General features: G+C 66.8%; 19 protein-coding genes. 8 read left to right on the forward strand and 11 right to left on the reverse strand.

Annotation, left to right across the window (positions count from 1 at the left end):
• Positions 1–85 precede the first annotated feature (85 nt).
• Positions 86–2,446, forward strand: coding sequence for a DNA polymerase II (locus BLR75_RS07590; protein ID WP_084311801.1), 2,361 nt, complete (start codon positions 86–88; stop codon positions 2,444–2,446).
• 212 nt (positions 2,447–2,658) lie between these two features.
• Here BLR75_RS07590 and BLR75_RS07595 read toward each other — a convergent pair whose 3' ends face one another.
• The 6 genes from BLR75_RS07595 to BLR75_RS07620 form a co-directional block, all read right to left on the reverse strand.
• On the reverse strand, positions 2,659–3,786 hold the full coding sequence (locus BLR75_RS07595; RefSeq protein ID WP_084311800.1) for an acyl-CoA dehydrogenase family protein: 1,128 nt from the start codon (positions 3,784–3,786) through the stop codon (positions 2,659–2,661).
• 10 nt (positions 3,787–3,796) lie between these two features.
• Complete coding sequence (locus tag BLR75_RS07600; RefSeq protein ID WP_090416024.1) at positions 3,797–4,987, reverse strand: acetyl-CoA C-acyltransferase; 1,191 nt, start codon at positions 4,985–4,987, stop codon at positions 3,797–3,799.
• Between the two features lie 8 nt (positions 4,988–4,995).
• A complete protein-coding gene (locus tag BLR75_RS07605; protein WP_084311798.1) occupies positions 4,996–5,766 on the reverse strand; it encodes a 3-hydroxyacyl-CoA dehydrogenase in 771 nt (256 codons plus the stop codon).
• Positions 5,767–5,801: 35 nt separating this feature from the next.
• Positions 5,802–7,454: an acyl-CoA synthetase gene (locus BLR75_RS07610; protein WP_084311797.1), complete on the reverse strand. Its 1,653-nt coding sequence runs from the start codon at positions 7,452–7,454 to the stop codon at positions 5,802–5,804.
• A 246-nt stretch (positions 7,455–7,700) separates the two neighbouring features.
• A complete protein-coding gene (locus BLR75_RS07615) occupies positions 7,701–8,720 on the reverse strand; it encodes an AraC family transcriptional regulator (protein WP_084311796.1) in 1,020 nt (339 codons plus the stop codon).
• Positions 8,721–8,785: 65 nt separating this feature from the next.
• Positions 8,786–10,471 carry an AMP-binding protein gene (locus BLR75_RS07620; RefSeq protein ID WP_084311795.1) on the reverse strand — a complete coding sequence of 562 codons (1,686 nt, stop codon included), beginning with the start codon at positions 10,469–10,471 and terminating at the stop codon, positions 8,786–8,788.
• Positions 10,472–10,966: 495 nt separating this feature from the next.
• On the opposite strand from BLR75_RS07620, the gene pbpG reads away from it, so the two are divergent.
• Positions 10,967–11,899 carry a D-alanyl-D-alanine endopeptidase gene (pbpG, locus tag BLR75_RS07625; protein WP_084311794.1) on the forward strand — a complete coding sequence of 311 codons (933 nt, stop codon included), beginning with the start codon at positions 10,967–10,969 and terminating at the stop codon, positions 11,897–11,899.
• Positions 11,900–11,947: 48 nt separating this feature from the next.
• Here pbpG and fusA read toward each other — a convergent pair whose 3' ends face one another.
• Positions 11,948–14,053, reverse strand: a complete 2,106-nt coding sequence (fusA, locus tag BLR75_RS07630; protein WP_084311793.1) for an elongation factor G — start codon at positions 14,051–14,053, stop codon at positions 11,948–11,950.
• A 302-nt stretch (positions 14,054–14,355) separates the two neighbouring features.
• Entirely contained in the window at positions 14,356–14,664 is a 309-nt protein-coding gene (locus BLR75_RS07635; protein ID WP_084311792.1) for an I78 family peptidase inhibitor, read from the reverse strand.
• A gap of 187 nt (positions 14,665–14,851) precedes the next feature.
• Between BLR75_RS07635 and BLR75_RS07640 the strand changes: the two genes are divergently transcribed.
• The 3 genes from BLR75_RS07640 to BLR75_RS07650 all read left to right on the forward strand — a co-directional run bounded on the left by BLR75_RS07640 (position 14,852) and on the right by BLR75_RS07650 (position 16,791).
• Positions 14,852–15,247: a hypothetical protein gene (locus BLR75_RS07640; protein WP_084311791.1), complete on the forward strand. Its 396-nt coding sequence runs from the start codon at positions 14,852–14,854 to the stop codon at positions 15,245–15,247.
• Between the two features lie 115 nt (positions 15,248–15,362).
• A complete protein-coding gene (locus BLR75_RS07645; RefSeq protein WP_084311790.1) occupies positions 15,363–15,989 on the forward strand; it encodes a class I SAM-dependent DNA methyltransferase in 627 nt (208 codons plus the stop codon).
• Positions 15,990–16,092: 103 nt separating this feature from the next.
• Entirely contained in the window at positions 16,093–16,791 is a 699-nt protein-coding gene (locus BLR75_RS07650) for a YebC/PmpR family DNA-binding transcriptional regulator (protein WP_084311789.1), read from the forward strand.
• A gap of 65 nt (positions 16,792–16,856) precedes the next feature.
• Here BLR75_RS07650 and BLR75_RS07655 read toward each other — a convergent pair whose 3' ends face one another.
• Positions 16,857–17,747: a LysR family transcriptional regulator gene (locus BLR75_RS07655; RefSeq protein WP_084311788.1), complete on the reverse strand. Its 891-nt coding sequence runs from the start codon at positions 17,745–17,747 to the stop codon at positions 16,857–16,859.
• Between the two features lie 141 nt (positions 17,748–17,888).
• On the opposite strand from BLR75_RS07655, the gene BLR75_RS07660 reads away from it, so the two are divergent.
• Positions 17,889–19,400 carry a CoA-acylating methylmalonate-semialdehyde dehydrogenase gene (locus BLR75_RS07660; protein WP_084311933.1) on the forward strand — a complete coding sequence of 504 codons (1,512 nt, stop codon included), beginning with the start codon at positions 17,889–17,891 and terminating at the stop codon, positions 19,398–19,400.
• Positions 19,401–19,543: 143 nt separating this feature from the next.
• Positions 19,544–20,422 (forward strand): 3-hydroxyisobutyrate dehydrogenase, encoded by an 879-nt coding sequence (gene mmsB, locus BLR75_RS07665; protein WP_084311787.1) that lies wholly within the window; start codon positions 19,544–19,546, stop codon positions 20,420–20,422.
• 133 nt (positions 20,423–20,555) lie between these two features.
• Here mmsB and BLR75_RS07670 read toward each other — a convergent pair whose 3' ends face one another.
• Entirely contained in the window at positions 20,556–20,945 is a 390-nt protein-coding gene (locus BLR75_RS07670) for a hypothetical protein (RefSeq protein ID WP_084311786.1), read from the reverse strand.
• Positions 20,946–21,108: 163 nt separating this feature from the next.
• On the opposite strand from BLR75_RS07670, the gene BLR75_RS07675 reads away from it, so the two are divergent.
• Entirely contained in the window at positions 21,109–21,426 is a 318-nt protein-coding gene (locus BLR75_RS07675; RefSeq protein WP_084311785.1) for a transcriptional regulator, read from the forward strand.
• Positions 21,427–21,437: 11 nt separating this feature from the next.
• On the opposite strand, the gene BLR75_RS07680 is transcribed toward BLR75_RS07675, so the two are convergent.
• The gene (locus BLR75_RS07680; protein ID WP_084311784.1) at positions 21,438–21,794 is read right to left on the reverse strand and encodes a hypothetical protein; all 357 of its coding nucleotides are present in this window, start codon (positions 21,792–21,794) and stop codon (positions 21,438–21,440) included.
• Positions 21,795–21,932 lie beyond the last annotated feature (138 nt).

A 21,932-nucleotide genomic window follows, 5' to 3' on the forward strand; every position in this document is an offset into this window, starting at 1 on the left:
AGCTTGGGGAAACTTCCCGGCGCCGTCAAACCGGCGGGGCGAGCGGGTAGAATGGCCGCATCACGAGCATTTCAAGGTTGCAGCGGTGGAACTGAAACAGGGCTTCGTCCTGACCCGGCACTGGCGCGACACCCCGGCGGGCACGGAAGTCGCGTTCTGGCTGGCGACCGACGACGGTCCCCGGCAGGTCCGCCTGGCGCCGCAGCCGTCAGTGGCGTTCGTCCCGGCCGAACAGCGGGAAAAGGCCGAGGCGCTGCTGCAGGGCGAGCGCGACTGGGAGCTGCGCCCGCTGGAGCTGCGCGACTTCCAGCATCGCCCGGTGCTCGGCCTGTACTGCAAGCAGCACCGCCAGCTGATCAAGCTCGACAAGCTGCTGCGCGGCGCCGGGCTGAACGTCTACGAAGCCGACATCCGCCCGCCGGAGCGCTACCTGATGGAGCGCTTCATCAACGCCCCGCTGTGGTTCGGCGGCCAGCCCGACGAGGACGGCACGCTGCTCGACGCCCAGCTCAAGCCGGCCACCGACTATCGCCCGAAGCTGCGCCTGGTCTCGCTGGACATCGAGACCACCATGCGCGGCGACCTCTATTCCATCGCCCTGGAAGGCTGCGGCCAGCGCCAGGTGTACATGCTCGGCCCGGCCAACGGCGACGCCGGCGCGGTGGATTTCCAGCTCGACTACTGCGACAGCCGCGCCGAACTGCTGGAACGGCTCAACGACTGGCTGGAGCGCCACGACCCGGACGCCATCATCGGCTGGAACCTGGTGCAGTTCGACCTGCGCGTCCTCCACGACCACGCCGAGCGCCTGCAGGTGCCGCTGCGCCTCGGCCGTGGTGGCGAGGCGATGGGCTGGCGCGCGCACCGCAACGGCAACCACTACTTCGCCGAGGCCGCCGGGCGGCTGATCATCGACGGCATCGAGGCGCTGCGCTCGGCGACCTGGAGCTTCCCCTCGTTCAGCCTGGAGAACGTCGCGCAGACGCTGCTCGGCGAAGGCAAGTCGATCGACAACCCCTACCAGCGCATGGCCGAGATCGACCGCATGTTCGCCGAGGACAAGCCCGCCCTGGCGCGCTACAACCTCAAGGACTGCGAGCTGGTCACGCGCATCTTCGAGAAGACCGAGCTGCTGGTCTTCCTGCTGCAGCGCGCCACCGTCACCGGCCTCGCCGCCGACCGCAGCGGCGGCTCGGTGGCGGCCTTCGAACACCTGTACATGCCGCTGATGCACCGCCTCGGCTTCGTCGCGCCGAACCTCGGAGAAAAGCGCCCGGAAGCCAGCCCCGGCGGCTTCGTCATGGATTCGCGGCCCGGTCTCTACGAATCGGTGCTGGTGCTCGACTACAAGAGCCTGTACCCGTCGATCATCCGCACCTTCCTGATCGACCCGGTGGGACTGATCGAAGGGCTGCGCCATCCCGAAGACAGCGAGTCGGTGGCGGGCTTCCGCGAGGCGCGCTTCTCGCGCACCCGGCATTGCCTGCCGGCCATCGTCGAGCGCGTCTGGCAGGGCCGCGAGGCGGCCAAGCAGGTGCAGGACAAGGCACTGTCCCAGGCGCTGAAGATCATCATGAACGCCTTCTACGGCGTGCTCGGCTCCAGCGGCTGCCGCTTCTTCGACCCGCGCCTGGCCTCGTCCATCACCCTGCGCGGCCACGAGATCATGCGCCGCACCCGCGAGCTGATCGAGGCGCAGGGCTACAGCGTGATCTACGGCGACACCGACTCCACCTTCGTCTGGCTGCGCGGCGAGCACTCCGAAGACGACGCCGCGCGCATCGGCCGCGAACTGGTGCAGCAGGTCAACCTGTGGTGGCGCGAGCACCTGAAGCGCGAGCTCGACCTCGACAGCGCACTGGAGCTGCAGTTCGAGACGCACTACCGGCGCTTCCTGATGCCCACCGTGCGCGGCGCCGAGGAAGGCAGCAAGAAGCGCTACGCCGGCCTGGTGCGGCGCGCCGAGGGCCGCGAGGAGATGGTCTTCAAGGGCCTGGAGACGGTGCGCACCGACTGGTCGCCGCTGGCCCGGGAATTCCAGCAGGAGTTGTACCTGCGCATCTTCCAGCAGCGGCCGTACCACGATTACGTACGCGACTACGTGCGCCGCACCCTGGCCGGCGAACTGGACGAGCTGCTGGTCTACCGCAAGCGCCTGCGCCGCCCGCTGGACGACTACCAGCGCAACGTCCCGCCGCATGTGCGCGCCGCGCGCATCGCCGACCAGTACAACGACAGCCTCGGTCGTCCGCGGCAGTACCAGAACGGCGGCTGGATCAGCTACCTGATCACCACCGCCGGCCCGCAGCCGCTGGAAACGCGGACCTCACCGATCGACTACGACCATTACGTGAGCAAGCAGCTGAAGCCGGTGGCGGATGCCATCCTGCCGTTCGTGGGCGGGGATTTCGCGGCGCTGGCGGATGGGCAGCTGGAGTTGTTCTGAGGGCAGCGCAAGGGTGGATGGCGCTTTTCCATCCACCATTCCCGCACCGGGTAGTCAGGATGGTGGATGTTGTAGGAGCGGGCCATGCCCGCGAAAATCCGTGCCAGGCCAGGTCGCGGGCATGGCCCGCTCCTACAGGGTGATCCACCACTGCGGGGCCGCGTGCGCGGCCATGGTGGATCGATGGAGCTGATCCACCCTACTTCTACCCGTTACAGGGTCCGCGCAATCACCAACCGCTGCACGTCGCTGGTGCCTTCGTAGATCTGGCACACGCGCACGTCGCGGTAGATGCGTTCCACCGGGAAGTCGTTGAGGTAGCCGTAGCCGCCCAGGGTCTGGATCGCCGCGGAGCAGACCTTCTCGGCCATCTCCGAGGCGAACAGCTTGGCTATGGAGGCTTCGGTCAGGCACGGCAGGCCGGCTTCGCGCAGGCTGGCGGCGTGGTGGACCATCTGCCGGGCGACGGCGATTTGCGTGGCCATGTCGGCCAGGCGGAAGGCCACGGCCTGGTGCTCGATGATCGGCTTGCCGAAGGTCTTGCGCTCGTGGGCGTAGTCGCGGGCGCATTCGAAGGCGGCGCGGGCCATGCCCACCGATTGCGAGGCGATGCCGATGCGGCCGCCTTCCAGGTTGGACAGGGCGATGCGGTAGCCCTCGCCCTCCTCGCCCAGGCGGCAGCTGGCCGGGAGGCGCAGGTCGTCGAACTGGATCTGGCAGGTGTCCGAGGCGTGCTGGCCGAGCTTGTCCTCGACGCGCACCACGCTGTAGCCGGGGGTATCGGTGGGCACGATGAAGGCGCTGATGCCCTTCTTGCCCGCCGCCGGGTCGGTGACGGCGAAGACGATCACCACGCCGGCGTGGCTGCCGGAGGTGATGAACTGCTTGGCGCCGTTCAGCACGTAGTGGTCGCCGTCGCGGCGCGCCTTGGTACGCAGGTCGCTGGCGTCGGAGCCGGCCTGGGGTTCGGTCAGGGCGAAGGCGCCGATCTGCTCGCCGCGGGCCAGCGGACGGAGGAAGCGTTCCTTCTGTTCGTCGCTGCCGAACTTGGCGATGGGCATGCAGCCCACCGAGTTGTGCACGCTCATGATGGTCGAGCAGGCGCCGTCGCCGGCGGCGATCTCTTCCAGCGCCATGGCGTAGGCCAGGTGGCCGGTCTGCGCGCCGCCCCACTCCTCCGCCACCAGCATGCCGAGGAAGCCGAGGTCGGCCATTTCCTTCAGCGCGTCGGCGGGGAAGCGGTGTTCGCGGTCCCAGTCGGCGGCGAAGGGCTTCAGCCGCTCCTGGGCGAACTGGCGGGCAACGTCGCGGATCTGGATGTCTTCTTCACGTGGGATCATGTGTTCGTCCTCAGCTCAGGCGCTCGACGGCGATCGCGGTGGCTTCGCCGCCGCCGATGCAGACCGCCGCTACGCCGCGCTTCAGGTCGTACTGCTGCAGGGCGTTGAGCAGGGTCACGATGATCCGCGCGCCAGACGCGCCGATCGGGTGGCCGAGGGCGCAGGCGCCGCCGTGCACGTTGAGCTTGTCGTGGGGCAGCTTCAGCTCGCGCATCGCCGCCATGGCGACCACGGCGAAGGCCTCGTTGATCTCGAACAGGTCGACCTCGCCCAGCGACCAGCCGTTGCGCTGCATCAGGCGCTGGATGGCGCCCACCGGCGCGGTGGGGAACAGGTTCGGCGCATCGGCAAACGACGCATGTCCGCGGATCGCCGCCAGCGGCGTCAGGCCACGGCGCTCGGCCTCGGACAGGCGCATCAGCACCAGCGCGGCAGCGCCGTCGGAGATGGAGCTGGAGTTCGCCGCGGTGACGGTGCCGCCTTCGCGGAAGGCCGGCCTCAGGGTCGGAATCTTGTCCAGGCGCGCTTTCGGCGGCTGTTCGTCCGCGCCGATCTCGCGGATTTCCTTGCCGGACTTCGCCTGCACCGACACGACTTCCGCGGCGAAGCGGCCCTCGCCCATGGCCTTCTGCGCACGGCTCAGCGAGGCGATGGCGAATTCGTCCTGCTGCTCGCGGGTGAAGCCGTAGGCCTGGGCGCAATCCTCGGCGAAGGTGCCCATCAGGCGGCCCTTGTCGTAGGCGTCTTCCAGGCCGTCGAGGAACATGTGGTCCATGATCCGTCCGTGGCCCATGCGGTAGCCGCCACGGGCGCGCTCCAGCAGGTAGGGCGCGTTGGACATGCTTTCCATGCCTCCGGCCAGGCCGACCTTGATGCTGTCGGCGACCAGGGCGTCATGGATCTGCATGACGGCCTTCATGCCCGAGCCGCACATCTTGTTCACGGTGCTGCACGGCGTGCCTTTGTCGAGGCCGGCGCCAATCACAGCCTGGCGCGCCGGGGCCTGGCCCTGGCCTGCGCCGAGCACGCAGCCGATGACGGCATCCTCGACTTCATTGGCCTGCAGGCGGGCGCGCTCGACGGCGGCGCGAACGGCCGTGGCGCCCAGGGTGGCGGCGTTGACGTCCTTGAAGTCGCCGAGGAAGCCGCCCATTGGGGTGCGGGCGGCGCTGACGATGACGATGGGATCAGTCATGGAAATTTCTCCTGTTACTTCGCAGCCATGCGGATGGCGCCGTCGAGGCGGATCACCTCGCCGTTGAGCATGCTGTTCTCGGCGATGTGGCGGACCAGCGCGGCGAACTCGTCCGGGCGGCCGAGGCGCGGCGGGAACGGCACGGCGGCGCCGAGCGAGTCGCGGACTTCCTGGGGCATGCCGGCCATCATCGGCGTCTCGAAGATGCCGGGGGCGATGGTCATGACGCGGATGCCATGGCGCGCCAGTTCGCGGGCGATCGGCAGGGTCATGCCGACCACGCCGTTCTTCGACGCCGAGTAGGCGGCCTGGCCGATCTGCCCGTCGAACGCCGCCACCGAGGCGGTGTTGACGATCACGCCGCGCTCGCCGCCTTCGTCCGGCTCGTTGCGGCTCATGGCCTCGGCAGCCAGGCGCAGCATATTGAAGGTGCCGATCAGGTTGACGTTGATGACGCGGGCGAAGCTTTCCAGGCGGTGCACGCTCTCGCGGCCGAGGACCTTCTCCGCCGTGCCGATGCCGGCGCAGTTGACCAGTCCGTTCACCGCGCCGAAGGCGTCCAGCGCGGTCTTCACGGCTTCGTTGCCGTCCGCTTCGCTGGTCACGTCGGTGCGCACGAAACGCGCCTTCGCCTCACCCAGCTCGGCCGCCAGGGCCGCGCCGACTTCGCTGTTGACGTCGGCGATCACCACCTTGCCGCCCGCCTCCACCAGGGTTCTCGCGGTGGCCGCGCCGAGGCCGGAACCACCGCCGGTGACGATGAATACCTTGTTGTCGATACGCACTGTTGCTCTCTCCCGAATGTTCTTGTGGGCCGCGCTCAGTGCGCGGCGGCTTTCTGTTGCCTGGCGATCTCCTGGTTGCGCAGGAGGAAGCGCTGGATCTTGCCGCTGGGGGTCTTCGGCAGCTCGTCGACGAACTCGATCTCCCGCGGATAGCTGTGCGCGGACAGGCGCTTGCGCACGTACTGCTGCAGTTCCTCGGCCAGTTCCGGCGTGGCGCGGAAGCCCGGGCAGAGCACGATGAATGCCTTGACCAGCTCGGTACGCTCCGGATCGGGCTTGCCGATCACTGCCGTCTCCATCACCGCGGCGTGCTCGATCAGCGCGCTTTCCACGTCGAACGGGCCGACCCGGTAGCCGGAAGTGGTGATCAGGTCGTCGGAGCGGCCGACGAAGCTGATGCTGCCGTCCTCGTTCAGCTCCACGGTATCCCCGCTCAGATAGTAGTCGCCGACGAAGGCCTTGGTTTCCATGCCCTCGTAGCCGCCGAACCACATCAGCGGCGAGCGCTTGCGGTCCATGGCGAGGATGCCCGGCTGGCCGGCCGGCAGTTCGTTGCCCTGCTCGTCCAGCACCACCACGCGGTGGCCGGGGATGGCGAAGCCGGCGGAGCCGAGGTGCACCGGATGCTCCAGGTCGTGGTGGTTGGCCAGCACCATGCCCAGCTCGGTCTGCCCGTAGTGGTCGTGGATGGTCACGTTCAGCTCGTCGGCGAACCAGCGGATCACCTCCGGGCTGAGCGGCTCGCCGGCGCTGCTGACCGCGCGCAGGCGGCCCTTCAGCGCCTTGCTCACCTCGTCGCCGGAGGCGATCAGCAGGCGGTAGGCGGTGGGCGAGCCGGCCAGGTTGGTGATGCCGTACTTGCGGATGATCCGGCAGGTGCTTTCGACGGTGAAGGCGCCTTCGTAGAAGGTGGTCGGGTGGCCGAGCGCCAGCGGGCCGGTCACCGCGTAATAGAGGCCGTAGGCCCAGCCCGGGTCGGCGAGGTTCCAGAAGGAATCCTCCTCGCGCAGGCCGACCGCGTCGCGCAGGTAGCCGGTGAAGGCGACGATGGCCTTCAGCGGCACGGCGAGCGGCTTGGCCAGGCCGGTGGTGCCGGAGGTGAACATCAGCAGGAAGGGATCTTCGCCGCTGCGCATGACCGGCTCGAAGTCCGGCGAATGGCGTTCCAGTTCGGCCCAGAAGCTGTAGTCGCCATGGCGGATGCCCTGCCCCTTCGGCCCGCCGACGGTGACGGCCAGCGGTGCGTCCTCCACCTCGTCGAGCTTGTCGCGGTTGGCGCCGTCGGTGACCACCACGCGGCTGCCGGCGGTCTTCACCCGGTGCTCGATGGCCTTGGGTCCGAAGGCGGTGAACAGCGGCTGGTACACCGCGCCGAGGCGCCAGGTGCCGAGGATGGTGATCAGCAGTTCCGGGGTGCGCGGCAGCAGGCCGGAAACCCGGTCGCCGGGACGCACGCCGAGGCTGTGCAGGAAGCTGGCGAAACGGCCGGAGAGTTCTTTCAGCTGGGTGAAGGTGTAGCTGGCGCTCTCGCCACTTTTGCCTTCCCAGAACAGCGCGATGCGTCCGGGGATGGCGTGGCGGTCACAGCATTCGACAGCGGCATTCAGGGCGGTGAGGTCGCCCGCGAGGGTGGAACCGGCGGCAGCCTGGTAGTCGAACTCGGCCACGGCGGAAACGTATTGGCGCATCGCGTAACTCCTGCGGTTTGTTCTTGTCTGGAGTGACCCCGATGTTCGCGCCGCAGAGCGGATGCGGCAATGTCGAAAGGTTTCAAATTGGCTGAGCGGAATGGACAGCCTTCGCAACGAGCTGCACCGGACCTGTAGGAGCCAGCTTGCTGGCGATCGTCCATGCCAACCGGCAGCTCAGTGGTCGTCGGCAAGTCCGGATCGCCAGCAAGCTGGCTCCTACAAGGTGGGTGCGGGGCCGCAGCGCTACTCGGCACCCTGCTGCATCAACGCCCGGTACTGCCCCGGCGTCGAGCCGGTCCACTTGCGGAAAGCCTTGTAGAAGGCGCTGGTGTCGGCGAAGCCCAGTTCGCTGGCGAGGTCGGCGAAGTTGGCGTCGCCGCTGCCCAGGCGGGCGATGGCGAGGTCGCGGCGCAGCTGGTCCTTCAGCGCCTGGTAGGACTGCCCTTCCGCCGCCAGCTTGCGGCGCAGGGTCGAAGGCGCCATGTAGAAGTGCACGGCGAGCGCGTCCAGGTCCGGCCAGCGTTCGAACTTCAGGCTGCGCAGGTAGGACTTGATCCGCGCCGCCAGGCTCTGCGGGTCGCGGTAGCGCACCAGGATGTTCGCCGGGGCGCCGGCGAGGAAGCGGCGCAGTTCGCGCTCGTCGCGGCGCACCGGCAAATCGAGGGCCTCGGCGTTGAACAGCAGGCGCGTCTGCCGGCGGCCGAAGCGCAGGTTGTCGCTGAACATCACCCGGTAGTCCTCGATGTACTCCGGCTGTGGGCAGCGCAGGTCGACGGCGAGGATCGGGATGCGCCGGCCGACCAGCCAGCAGGCCAGGCCGTGCACCATCAGCCACAGGGTGAAGCAGGAGAACGCCCGTTGCGGCGGGCCGTCGCCTTCGTCGAGGACGATCGCGGCGAGCCCTTCCTGGCGGGTCAGGCGTGGCGACAGGCCGTCGAAGACCAGTCCGAGGAAGTGCAGCGCGGTGTCCAGCGCCGGTTCCAGGCTGGTCTCGTGGATCGCCGCGCGGGCCATGAAGTTGAAGCTGCCGGACTTCATCCGCCGCGGGTTCATGGCGAAGAACTCGTCGTCCAGCTCCCGCGCCAGGCGCAGCCAGAGCCGCGCGTAGGCCAGGCTGGAAACCCGTGCATAGGGCTTGCCGAGGGTTTCGGCGGGAATGCCGGCGGCCTCCAGCATGGCGCGCTCGTCTATGCCCAGCAGGCGCGGCGCGGCCAGCGCCTCCTGGACCAGGCGGATGGAAATGGTGCCTTTCTCTACCGGCATGTCGCTGTCTGGTGGAAGTGGGGACCGCGCACGATAGCGTGCGCGGTGTCAGGCGACAAACCGCCCTACCTGGCCGCCGCGCCGGCGCGGATTTCCTCGATGCTGATCTCGCGCATGCGGAACTTCTGGATCTTGCCGGTCACCGTCATCGGGAACTCGTCGACGAAACGGAAGTAGCGCGGCACCTTGAAGTGCGCGATGCGCGCCTTGCAGAACGCGCGCAGGTCGTCCTCGCTGGCCTGGTGATCGGGATGGAACTTGACCCAGGCGACCAGCTCTTCGCCGTACTTCTCGTCGGGAATGCCGATCACCTGCACGTCGGCCACCGCCGGGTGGGTGAAGAGGAATTCCTCGATCTCGCGCGGATAGATGTTCTCGCCGCCGCGGATGATCATGTCCTTGCTGCGGCCGACGATGCGCACGTTGCCGCGCTCGTCCATCACCGCCAGGTCGCCGGTGAGCATCCAGCGCGCCGGGCTGATCGCCTCGCCGGTGGCCTGCGGGTTGTTCCAGTAGCCGAGCATCACGCTGTAGCCGCGGGTGCACAGCTCGCCGATGGTGCCGCGCGGAACGATGCGCCCGTGCTCGTCGATGATCCGCGTCTCCAGGTGCGGCTGGGTGTGGCCGACGGTGGTGACGCGGGTCTCCAGGTCGTCCTCCGGGCCGGTCTGCAGGGAGACCGGGCTGGTCTCGGTCATGCCGTAGGCGATCTGCACCTCGGCCATGTGCATCTCGTCGATGACCCGGCGCATCACCTCGATCGGGCAGGTGGCGCCGGCCATGATCCCGGTGCGCAGGCTGGACAGGTCGAATTCCTTGCGCCGCGGGTGGTCCAGTTCGGCGATGAACATGGTCGGCACGCCGTAGAGTACGGTGGCGCGCTCCTCGGCCACAGCCTGCAGGGTGGCTTCCGGCTCGAAGCTCGGCGCCGGGTAGATGATGGTGGAGCCGTGGGTCATGCAGCCGAGGTTGCCCATCACCATGCCGAAGCAGTGGTACAGCGGCACCGGCACGACCATGCGGTCCTCTTCGCTGAGGCCGAGGCTCTCGCCGACCATGTAGCCGTTGTTGAGGATGTTGTAGTGGCTCAGCGTGGCGCCCTTGGGGAAGCCGGTGGTGCCGGAGGTGTACTGGATGTTGATCGGCTCGTCGAACTGCAGCAGCGCCTGGCGCTCGGCCAATTCGGCCGGGGCGACCGAGGCGCCCAGCGGCGCCAGCTGGTTCCAGCGCAGGAAGCCGGCGGGCGGCTGCTCGCACAGGCTGATCACCCCGCGCAGCTCCGGCAGGGTCTTGCTGGCCAGCTCGCCGGGACGGCCCTGCCCCAGTTCGGGCAGCAGTTCGTCGAGCATGGCGTGGTAGTCGGAAGTCTTGAACGCGTCGGCGCAGACCAGCCAGCTGCAGCCGGACTGCTTCAGCGCGTATTCCAGCTCGCCGAGGCGGTAGGCCGGGTTGATGTTGACCAGCACGGCGCCGATCTTGGCGCTGGCGAACTGCAGGATGCACCACTCGGCGCAATTCGGCGCCCAGATGCCCAGGCGCTCGCCGGTGCGCAGGCCGAGGGCGAGCAGCCCGCGGGCGACGCCGTCCACCGTTTCGGCGAGCTGCGCCCAGCTGTAGCGCAGGTTCTGGTGGCGCACCACCAGCGCCTCGCGTTGCGGGAACCGGGCGACGGTGGCGTCGAAGGCGGCGCCGATGGTCATGGCCAGCAGGGGCTTGTCCTGGCGGCCACGGGTATAGCTGAGGTCGTTCATGGCTTTCCCTTTTGTGCTTGTTCTGGGAGCGATGCTGAACCGCCGATCCAGTCGGGACATCCCTGTGCCGATGATCGGTCGCGCTTCCGAAACGCCGACTGACGGGTCGGAAGATTTCGATCATGTTTACGTTAACGTAAAGGTAAACGCAAGTGCCGGTGAAGGCCCGCTCTGTTCGGTCGCTCGTCGGAAAAGCCTCAATCACGACTCGTGCCAGGATTGATAAATCCAGCAATTTCAAAAGGTTAAGAATAAAATCCAGCGCGCACGCGATGCTCCCGAGACACACCCGGTTGCACTTGCGGAGCCCGATCCCGCCCCAGGCGGGCTTTCGCCCGTCGTTTCGTCCATTCTCAAACTGAGACGACGCCCGCGACATCCGCCAGACCCCGCTGGAATGCCGGTGCGGGGTGCATGGGCATGGATTAGAATTGCCAGAATTCTCCTAACAGAAAAACGAAACTTCCCACTAAATCCTGCTTGCGAAGCGCTTTCATGACTATTCGTCGTTCGATACTGAGTCTGCTGTTGGTTGCCTGCACGTCTGTCGTCTGCTCATCGAACATTGTCGCCGCCGAAAAACTTCCCGCCGCCGCCAAGCCGCTGGTGCTCGCCTCCGGCAGCGCCCTGGTGGTCGACCTGCAGAGCGACAGGGTGGTGTATTCCAGCAACCCGGACGTGGTGGTGCCGATCGCCTCGGTGACCAAGCTGATGGCCGCCATGGTGGTGCTCGACGCCCGGCTGCCGATGAGCGAGATGCTGGATGTCGACATCTCCGAAACCGCCGAGATGAAGGGCGTGTACTCGCGGGTCCGGCTGAACAGCCGGATCGATCGCCAGGAAATGCTCCACCTGGCGCTGATGTCCTCGGAAAACCGCGCCGCCGCCAGCCTCGCCCATCACTACCCGGGCGGCACCCCGGCCTTCGTCAAGGCGATGAACGCCAAGGCCCGCGCGCTGGGCATGACCCGCACCCACTTCAAGGAGCCCACCGGCCTCTCCGAGTACAACCGCTCCACCGCCCGCGACCTGATCCGCCTGGTCAAGGCCGCCTACCAGTACCCGCTGATCCGCGAGCTGAGCACCACGCCGAGCGGCAGCGCACGCTTCACCCACCCGAACTACACCCTGGGCTTCTTCAACACCAACCCGCTGACGCGCAATCCGAAGTGGGACATCCGCCTGACCAAGACCGGCTTCACCGACGAGGCCGGGCACTGCCTGGTGATGGTCACGGTGATGAACGGCCGGCCGGTCGCCCTCGCCCTGCTCGACGCGCTGGGCAAGCGCACCCACGTCGGCGACGCCAGCCGCATCCGCACCTGGGTGGAGACCGGCAGGGTTTCGCCGGTGCCCGCCGAGGCGCTGCGCTACAAGCTGCAGAAGAGCCAGCTGCGCCAGGTCACCAGCATCCAGAGGGCGGACTGACCCACGCGGCGCTCCCCGCGGAGCGCCGTTTCGCCGGGGCGCCTGCCCTCAGCCCTGCTGTTTCCTGATGATCGCCTCGGAGATGTTCGCCGGCGCCTCGGCGTAGCGGGTGAACTCCATGGAGTAGCTGGCGCGCCCCTGGGACATCGAGCGCACGTCGGTGGCATAGCCGAACATCTCGCCCAGCGGCACCTCGGCGCGGATCACCTTGCCCGCCGGCGTGTCTTCCATGCCCTGGATCAGGCCGCGGCGGCGGTTGAGGTCGCCCATCACGTCGCCCATGTACTCTTCCGGAGTCACCACCTCGACCTTCATCACCGGCTCCAGCAGCACCGCTCCGCCCTTCTGCGAGAGCTGCTTGGTGGCCATGGACGCGGCGATCTTGTAGGCCATCTCGCTGGAGTCGACGTCGTGGTAGGAGCCGTCGAACACCGTCGCCTTCAGGCCGATCAGCGGATAGCCGGCGAGCACGCCGCTGTGCATCTGCTCCTCGATGCCCTTCTGGATGGCCGGGATGTACTCGCGCGGGACCGCCCCGCCGACCACCTCGTTGGCGAACTGCAGGCCGTCCACGCCTGCATCGGCCGGCGCGAAGCGGATCCAGCAGTGGCCGTACTGTCCGCGCCCGCCGGACTGGCGGACGAACCTGCCCTCGATCTCGCAGGTGTTGCGGATCGCCTCGCGATAGGCGACCTGCGGCTTGCCGATGTTGGCCTCGACGCCGAATTCGCGCTTCATGCGGTCGACGATGATGTCCAGGTGCAGCTCGCCCATGCCGGAGATGATGGTCTGGCCGGTTTCCTCGTCGGTCTTGACGCGGAACGACGGGTCTTCCTGGGCCAGCTTGCTCAGGGCGATGCCCATCTTTTCCTGGTCGGCCTTGGTCTTCGGCTCCACCGCCACCGAGATCACCGGGTCGGGGAAGTCCATGCGTTCGAGGATGATCGGCTTGTCGATGGCGCACAGGGTGTCGCCGGTGGTGACGTCCTTCATGCCGATCAGCGCGGCGATGTCACCGGCGCGGCACTCCTTGATCTCCACGCGCTGGTTGGCGTGCATCTGCACCATGCGGCCGACCCGCTCCTTCTTGCCCTTCACCGAGTTGAGCACGGCATCGCCGGAGCTCAGCACGCCGGAATACACGCGGGTGAAGGTCAGGGTGCCGACGAAGGGGTCGGTGGCGATCTTGAAGGCCAGCGCGGAGAACGGTTCGTCGTCGTCGGCGTGGCGCTCGTCGTGGGCTTCCTCGTCGTCCGGGTGGGTACCGCGGATCGCCGGGATTTCCGAGGGCGCCGGCAGGTAGTCGACCACCGCGTCCAGCACCAGCGGCACGCCCTTGTTCTTGAACGACGAGCCGAGCATCGCCGGCACCACCTCGTTGGCCAGGGTGCGCTGGCGCAGGCCGGCCTTGATTTCCTCGATGGTCAGTTCCCCGCCTTCGAGGTACTTGTTCATCAGCTCGTCGTTGGCCTCGGCCGCCGCCTCCACCATGCGCCCGCGCCACTCCTCGGCCAGCGCCTGCAGCTCGGCGGGGATTTCCTCCTCGCGGAAGCTGGTGCCCTGGTCTTCCTCGTTCCAGTAGATGGCCTTCATCCGCAGCAGGTCGATCTGTCCGCGGAAGGTCTCTTCGGCGCCGATCGGCAGCTGGATCGGCACGGGGTTGTGGCCGAGGCGCTGTTCGATCTGCCGCACCACGCGGAGGAAGTCGGCGCCCTGGCGGTCCATCTTGTTCACGTAGGCCAGGCGCGGCACGCCGTACTTGTTGGCCTGGCGCCAGACCGTCTCGGACTGCGGCTCGACGCCGTCGGCGCCGCTGAACACCACCACGGCGCCATCCAGCACGCGCAGCGAGCGCTCCACCTCGATGGTGAAGTCGACGTGGCCGGGGGTGTCGATGATGTTCAGGCGGTGCTTCTTGTACTGCTTGCTGGAGCCCAGCCAGAAGGCGGTGGTGGCCGCCGAGGTGATGGTGATGCCACGCTCCTGCTCCTGGACCATCCAGTCCATGGTTGCGGCGCCATCATGCACCTCGCCCATCTTGTGGTTGACCCCGGTGTAGTAAAGGATGCGCTCGGTGGTGGTGGTCTTGCCTGCATCCACGTGCGCGACGATTCCGATGTTGCGATAGAGCTCGATGGGGGTCGTGCGGGCCATGATCTACTCCGTCTCTGCTGAGTGACTGCGGGACCTCCCGGGGCTCTGCGAATCCGCCCGGGACAGGCTCAAGGTAGCGCGTCCTCATGGCAATTCCAGTACCCGGAGCTACCACTCGGCACCGATCATCCGAAGAACAGGCAAGCCCGCCGGTGTCAGTTGGAGTGCCGGCACGGCGGCAAAGTTGAAGTAATTTCTAGAAAAAATTAATCGCCTTTTAATCAATAGGTTACGACGATAATTTAAAGCTTTAGATTTCAAGGCGAAGCCGGAACGACCGGCCCCGCCCCGCTCCGCTGCGATCAGCCGCAGTGGATCTGGCGGATCACCTGCTGCGCATCGACATCGATGTTCAGCCGCTGCGAGTTGTAATCCATGGTCATCACATCGTTGGGGCGCAGGACCCGGGCGACCTGGGCGCCGGATGTGCGCTTGGCTTCCTGGAGCAGCGATGCGGATACCGTCCGGCCGACCAGCGACTGCAGCGGCTCCGCATTGCAGCGCCCGGAAGCGGCGGCATCTGGGCTTGCGCTGCGCTCTTCCGTGGAACTGCATCCTGCCAGCAGCGCGACGGCGAAAAGCGCGACCAGGGGAATTCGTTGCGATGACATGTCTACCTCCTGTGTTTTCCAGAGGGGCAACGATAGCAGGCAAAGCCGCGTCCGCGCTGCATTTGCGTCGATCCTGTACCGTACGGCGCCATTTACACTCCCTTTACACCGGCGGCGCTAAGATTTTTTCGTCGCAGTTGTCTGATGGGTATCGGCATCGCGCCTGTACCCGTCGAGGAGGTGCACCATGCTTAGCCGTTTCCCCGCACTGATCGTGCTGTGCGGTTCCCTGGCCGTTGCCGGGCCGGTCTCGGCAAACAGCAATAGCGACGCCGCCGCCATCGGCGCAGTCGTGGGTGCCCTGGTCGGAGGAGCCATAGTCGCCGGGAGTGGCGCCCCGGTCTATTACCAGCCCGCCCCGCCGGTGTATTACGCGCCGCCCCCGCCGGTCTACTACCAGCCCTACCCGGTCTACTACCGCCCGCCGGTGGTGGTGGTCCCCGGCCCGCGCTACTACGCGCCGGTCTACTACAAGTCGCCGCGCTACTACCATGGCGGCGGCAAGTACTATGGCGGACGGAATTACTACCGCGGCAAGAGCCACTACAACGGCCGCGGTCATTACAAAGGCCACCGCTGGTAATCCCTGCGCGCTCCCTCGCCGTCGCGTCGGCCACGGCGAGGGATTTCGCCTGTCCTGAAAGAGGCTCGCGACAGCCGCTAGAATGGCTGGCAATTTCCCTGCGCCCGCCACTCCCATGAAACTGACTCCCGCCGACCTGCACGACATCAGCGCCACCACGCTGGAGCACTACCAGCGCAACGCCGAAGCCTTCCGCGAGGGCACCCGCGACCACGACGTCAGCCAGAACATCGAGGCGCTGCTGCGCCATATCCACGGCACTCCGCCACTGCGCATCCTCGATTTCGGCTGCGGACCGGGGCGCGACCTGCTGGCTTTTAAGGCGCTCGGCCATGAGCCGGTGGGCCTGGACGGCTGCGCGGACTTCGTCGCCATGGCCCGCGCGGCATCGGGCTGCGAGGTGTGGCAGCAGGATTTCCTCGAACTGGCCCTGCCCGGAATGCACTTCGACGGCATCTTCGCCAATGCCTCGCTGTTCCACGTGCCGCGCCAGGAACTGTCGCGCGTGCTCGGCGAACTGCACGCCGCGCTGAAACCCGGCGGCGTGCTGTTCAGTTCCAATCCGCGCGGCGACAACAGCGAAGGCTGGAACCACGGCCGCTACGGCGCCTTCCACGACCTGGAGAACTGGCGCCGCCTGCTGGCAGGCGCCGGCTTCGTCGAACTGGAACACTACTACCGCCCCGCCGGCCTGCCCCGCGAGCAGCAGCCGTGGCTGGCCAGCGTGTGGCGGCGCATCTGATCGGGCAGAACCGGCCGAGCGATTTCGATGGGGCGCAGCGATCGCCAGCGATCATGCAAGGCCGTAGACTTGTCCACCTGTTCATCCAGCCAAGAGATTCAGCATGGGCGCCCAGTGGAAAGCCAAACATAAAGAAGCTGCAGCCAACGCCAAGGGCCGTGTCTTCGGCAAGCTGTCGAAGGAAATCATGATCGCCGCGCGCAACGGCGCCGATCCCGACATGAACCCACGCCTGCGCCTGGTAGTGGAGCAGGCGAAAAAGGCTTCGATGCCGCGCGACACCCTGGAACGCGCGATCAAGAAAGGCGCCGGTCTGCTCGATGGCGGCGCCAGCTTCGAACGGGTCGTCTACGAAGGTTTCGCGCCGCACCGCGTGCCGGTGATCGTCGAATGCCTCACCGACAACGTGAATCGCACCGTCGCCGAGATTCGCGTGCTGTTCCGCAAGGGCCAGCTCGGCACTTCCGGCTCGGTAGCCTGGGACTTCGACTATGTGGGCATGATCGAGGCGACTCCGGACAACGCCGACAGCGATCCCGAACTCGCCGCCATCGAGGCCGGCGCCCAGGACTTCGAGCCGGCTGACGAAGACGGCACCCTGTTCATCACCGAATCGACCGACGTGGACGCCGTCTGCCGCGCGCTGCCGGAGTTCGGCTTCACGGTGCGCTCGGCCAATCTCGGCTACCGGCCGAAGAACCCGGTCAGCCTGGGCGGTGCGGAACTGGAGGAAGTCGAAGCCTTCCTCGATGCCCTGGACGGTAATGACGACGTGCAGAACCTCTACGTCGGTCTCGCCTGATTTGCTTCAGATCCGGCCGCGTCCCGCACCCGCGTCCCGCACCCGCGGGGCGCGACCGGCCCGGCTCAGCGTCCCATCAGCAGGTCCTGGCTGGCCTCCGCCTTCTCCCGCAGGAAATCCCAGGTGGTGCGCATCCGCGCGATGTCCTTCAGCTCCACCGGCATCAGCATCCAGAACGTCCGCACGAACTCGATCTCGCCGCTGAGCACTTCCTGTAGCCGCGGATCGCCCGCCGCCGCGAAGCTCGGCAGGATCGCCACCCCGGCGCCCTCCGCCACCGCGCGCTGCTGGGCGAGGATGCTGGTGCTGCGCAGGGCGATGGTCAGCGGCCGGCCGATCTCGTCGAGGTATTGCAGCTCCTTGCTGTAGAGCATGTCGTCGACGTAGCCGATGAAGGGATGGCCGCGCAGGTCCTCGCGGCCGGTGATCGGTGGATGGGAGGCCAGGTATTCCCGCGAGGCGTATACCCGCAGCACGTAATCGGTCAGGCGGGTGATCAGGTACGGCCCGCGCTCCGGGCGCTCCAGGGTGATGACGATGTCCGCCTCGTGGCGCGACAGCTGCAGCGCGCGCGGCACGGCGAGCAGGTCGACGCCCAGGTGCGGGTGGAGGCGGTTCAGCTCCACCAGTTGCGAGGTCAGCAGCGTCGAGCCGTAGCCCTCGGTGGCGCCGATGCGCACCTTGCCGGACAGGTTGTCCTCCATCCCGCCCAGGCGTTTCTCGATCTGCTTGCAGGCGCTTTCCATCGCCTCGGCCTGGGGCAGCAGCGCGTGGCCGGCCTCGGTCAGGCGATAGCCGGCGGTCTCGCGCACCAGCAGTTGCGCACCGATGCCCTTCTCCAGCGCCTGCAGCCGGCGCGCCACCGTGGTGTGGTCGACGCCCAGGCGCCGCGCGGCCACGGTGAGCTTTCCGGCGCGCGACAGCTCGAGGAAAAAACGCAGATTATCCCAGTCCATATGCTTCGCCCTGTGCAAAAACGCAGACCATGCTTGCACGTCGCCGCATTGAATTCATCAAAAATGCACTGCTACTCTCAATCCGAGTCTTCCAGAAGGCCCTCGGGCCACGAACAACGAAGCGTTGGAGTCCACATGACCATGCAAGCCCCTGCCGCAGTTGCCACCGTCAAGCTGCTGATCGACGGCAAACTCGTCGAATCGACCACCAACGAATGGCGCGAGGTGATCAACCCCGCCACCCAGGAAGTCCTGGCCCGCGTGCCCTTCGCCACCCAGGCGGAGATCGACGCCGCCGTCGCCAGCGCCAAGAAGGCCTTCAAGACCTGGAAGAAGACCCCGATCGGCGCCCGCGCCCGGATCTTCCTCAAGTACCAGCAACTGATCCGCGAGAACATGAAGGAGCTGGCCGCTCTGCTCACCGCCGAACAGGGCAAGACCCTGCCGGACGCCGAGGGCGACATCTTCCGCGGCCTGGAAGTGGTGGAGCACGCCTCGGCCATCGGCAACCTGCAGCTCGGCGAACTGGCCAACAACGTCGCCGGCGGCGTCGATACCTTCACCATGCTGCAGCCGATCGGCGTCTGCGCCGGCATCACGCCGTTCAACTTCCCGGCGATGATCCCGCTGTGGATGTTCCCGATGGCCATCGCCACCGGCAACACCTTCGTCCTCAAGCCCTCCGAGCAGGACCCGATGGTCACCATGCGCCTCGCCGAGCTGGCCCATGAGGCCGGCGTGCCGCCGGGCGTGCTGAACGTGATCCATGGCGGCCCGGATGCGGTCAACGCGATCTGCGATCACCCGGACATCAAGGCGGTTTCCTTCGTCGGTTCGACCCGCGTCGGCACCCACGTATACAACCGCGCCTCGCTGAACGGCAAGCGCGTGCAGTGCATGATGGGCGCGAAGAACCACGCGGTGGTGCTGCCCGACGCGAACAAGGAACAGACCCTGAACAACCTCGCCGGCGCTGCCTTCGGCGCGGCCGGCCAGCGCTGCATGGCGCTGTCGGTGGTGGTGCTGGTCGGCGAAGCCCAGCAGTGGCTGCCGGAACTGGTCGAGAAGGCCAGGACCCTGAAGGTCAGCGCCGGCGTCGAGCCGGGCACCGATGTCGGCCCGCTGGTTTCCTGCTCCGCCCTGGACCGCGTCAGCGGCCTGATCGAGCGCGGCGTGCAGGAAGGCGCGAAGCTGGAACTGGACGGCCGCAACCCGCAGGTCGACGGCTACGGCAACGGCAACTTCGTCGCGCCGACCGTCTTCTCCGGCGTCACTACCGAGATGAGCGTCTATCGCGAGGAAATCTTCGGCCCGGTGCTCTGCGTGATGCACGCCGACACCCTCGACCAGGCCATCGAGATGATCAACGCCAACCCGAACGGCAACGGCACCGCGCTGTTCACCCGCTCCGGCGCGGCGGCCCGCCACTTCAAGGAAGAGATCGACGTCGGCCAGGTCGGCATCAACGTGCCGATCCCGGTACCGGTTCCGCTGTTCTCCTTCACCGGCTCGCGCGGCTCCAAGCTCGGCGACCTCGGCCCGTACGGCAAGCAGGTGATCCAGTTCTACACCCAGACCAAGACCGTCACCGAGCGCTGGTTCGACGAGAACGAGGTCGGCGGTGCGGTGAATACCACCATCAACCTGAAGTGATGCGGCGGGCGGGTCGTACCCGCCCGGCTCGCTCTTCGTAGGAGCCAGCTTGCTGGCGAACGAATCCGCACCAGTGCTTCGCGAGCAAGCTCGCTCCTACATGAGCAGCTGCTCGCCAGGTCCAGAACAACAAGGACATTCCCATGCGCATCGGCTTCATCGGTCTCGGCAACATGGGCGGCCCCATGGCCGCCAACCTGCTCAAGGCCGGCTACGACGTCACCGTCTTCGATCTCTCCGCTTCCGCCGTGCAGAATCTGGTCGGCCAGGGCGCCAAGAGCGTCGCTTCGCCCGCCGAGGTGGCCCGCGCCGACGTGGAAGTCATCCTCACCATGCTGCCGGCCGCGCAGCACGTGAAGCAGGTCTACCTCGGCGACGACGGCCTGCTGGCCAACGTGCAGCCCGGCGTGCTGCTGATCGACTCCTCCACCATCGACCCGCACAGCGCCCGCGAAGTGGCCGCCGCCGCCCGCGCCCACGGCAATCCGATGCTCGACGCACCAGTCTCCGGCGGTACCGCCGGCGCCGCGGCGGGCACCCTGACCTTCATGGTCGGCGGCGAGCAGGCCGATTTCGAGCGTGCCAAGCCAGCTCTCGCTGCGATGGGCAAGAACATCGTGCACTGCGGTGCGGCCGGCAACGGCCAGGTGGCCAAGGTGGCGAACAACATGCTGCTCGGCATCTCCATGATCGGCGTGGCCGAGGCGATGTCGCTGGGCGTGAAGCTGGGAATGGACGCCGAAGTGCTGGCCGGCATCATCAACACCTCCAGCGGACGCTGCTGGAGTTCCGAGGTGAACAACCCGCTGACCGGCGCGCCGTCCCAGCGCGGCTACAGCGGCGGCTTCGGCACCGACCTGATGCTCAAGGACCTCGGCCTCGCCGCCGAAGCCGCGCGCCAGGTGCGTCAGCCGGTACTGCTCGGCGCCCTCGCCCAGCAGCTCTACCAGGCGTTCAGCGCCCAGGGCAACGGCCAGCTGGACTTCTCCGCCATCGTCCGGTTCTATCAGGAACAGAGCTGAATTTCGGCGAAAAATAAAAAACCCGCTGTAAAAAGCGGGTTTTTTATTTGGGGTGCTAGTCCTTTAGCTGCCCCCATTGATATCACATCGCCGTGAAGAATTCGTGAAATGCGCTGCGCTCCATCGAAATCCTTCAGCCGGAGTAGTCCAGCGCGGTCCAGACCCGGCTCAGGTCGCCGCTGATGCGGCAGGCGGAAAGATCGGCCTGCCCGTCCCGCGCGGAGAGGAAGATGGTGGTCCCCGCCGCATGTCCCTCGCCTTCGACCAGCCACTGGAGACGGCCGCAATTGGGCGTGTCGATCACGTAGCTGGCGGCGATCGGCGCGTCCTTCCGCGGCAGGCGGATCGCATCGAGCACCGTGCCGCGTTCCTCCACGCGCTTGCCGTCGGCCACCAGCACCGCCCAGGCGTCGCGGCCTTCGATGATCAGGTAGGCGCCATTGGCCCGGGGCTGGTCCATCGGCGGCTCGGCGCAACCGACCAGCGAAACCAGGACCGCACACAGCATCAGGATTCGTAGCATCGCCATGCACTCCTTTTTTCTTGGAGGATTTCGTACGGAGATTTCCGACCGGGTACTTCGTCGGCTGGTAAATCGATGGTAGCCGCAAATACTGTTCATGCATACAGTATTTTGAGATTATTCGCACGAAGGCGCTGAAAGCCATCCAGATGGGAGGAGGCAAATGGTGGATATAAGACAGATGAAACAGGCCATCGAGCGGATGGGCACGGACGAGGTCCGCGAAGCCGTTGCGGAGTTGCAGATGGAAGGACTGGTGATGGAAGGCAAGACGCCCTTCACCCGCACGCATTTCAACGTCTGCTTCGCCGAGATCGAGGCCCTGCTGCAACGCGCGGGCTATCACCGGCCGCTGGACGTGGTCGGCTACCAGGGCATGGCCTATGCGATGTTCGATCCGTCGCGCTGGGACGCTGTGGAAGTGCTGCGCTGGCTCAGGGATTACGTCGAGGAAGCCCGCCAGCTTTCGGCCAACGCCTGAAGCCCGTGCTGTCAGGGATAGTTCTGGCGGCGGATGGTGGAGTCGTACGGCTGCGAGGGATACACCACGCCGTTGGGGTACTCGGTGCTCTGGCGAATCCCGCCACTGCCGGAGCGGATGATGGTGGTCGATCCGCTATTCCCATAGCTGCGCGGAACCCGGTAGCCACCCTGGCCGTCATAGCGCTGCCAGTTGGCCGAGCTGTCGATCCGGCCGCTGGCACCCGGGCTGACGTAGATGCGCTGGATGACCTGCGGCTGTTGCGGGTATGGCTGGGGAGCCACCTCGTGGGTACCGAACTTCTGCGCCGAAGCCTGCGCTGCCAACAGGCTCGCGCCCAGCATCAGGGCATGGCTGAACCACCTCATCGAACCCTTTCTCCTCATCACGGGAAATACCCGCAGCTTACCAGCTCCAGACAGCGGCGATGCAGAAGGCGACCGTCTGCCATCCGAATGCCACGATTGGCAACTCCTTCATAATCATTAAGATGCAGCAACTTTCTA

The sequence above is a fragment of the Pseudomonas jinjuensis genome, from assembly GCF_900103845.1.
Taxonomy (GTDB): Bacteria; Pseudomonadota; Gammaproteobacteria; order Pseudomonadales; family Pseudomonadaceae; genus Pseudomonas; species Pseudomonas jinjuensis.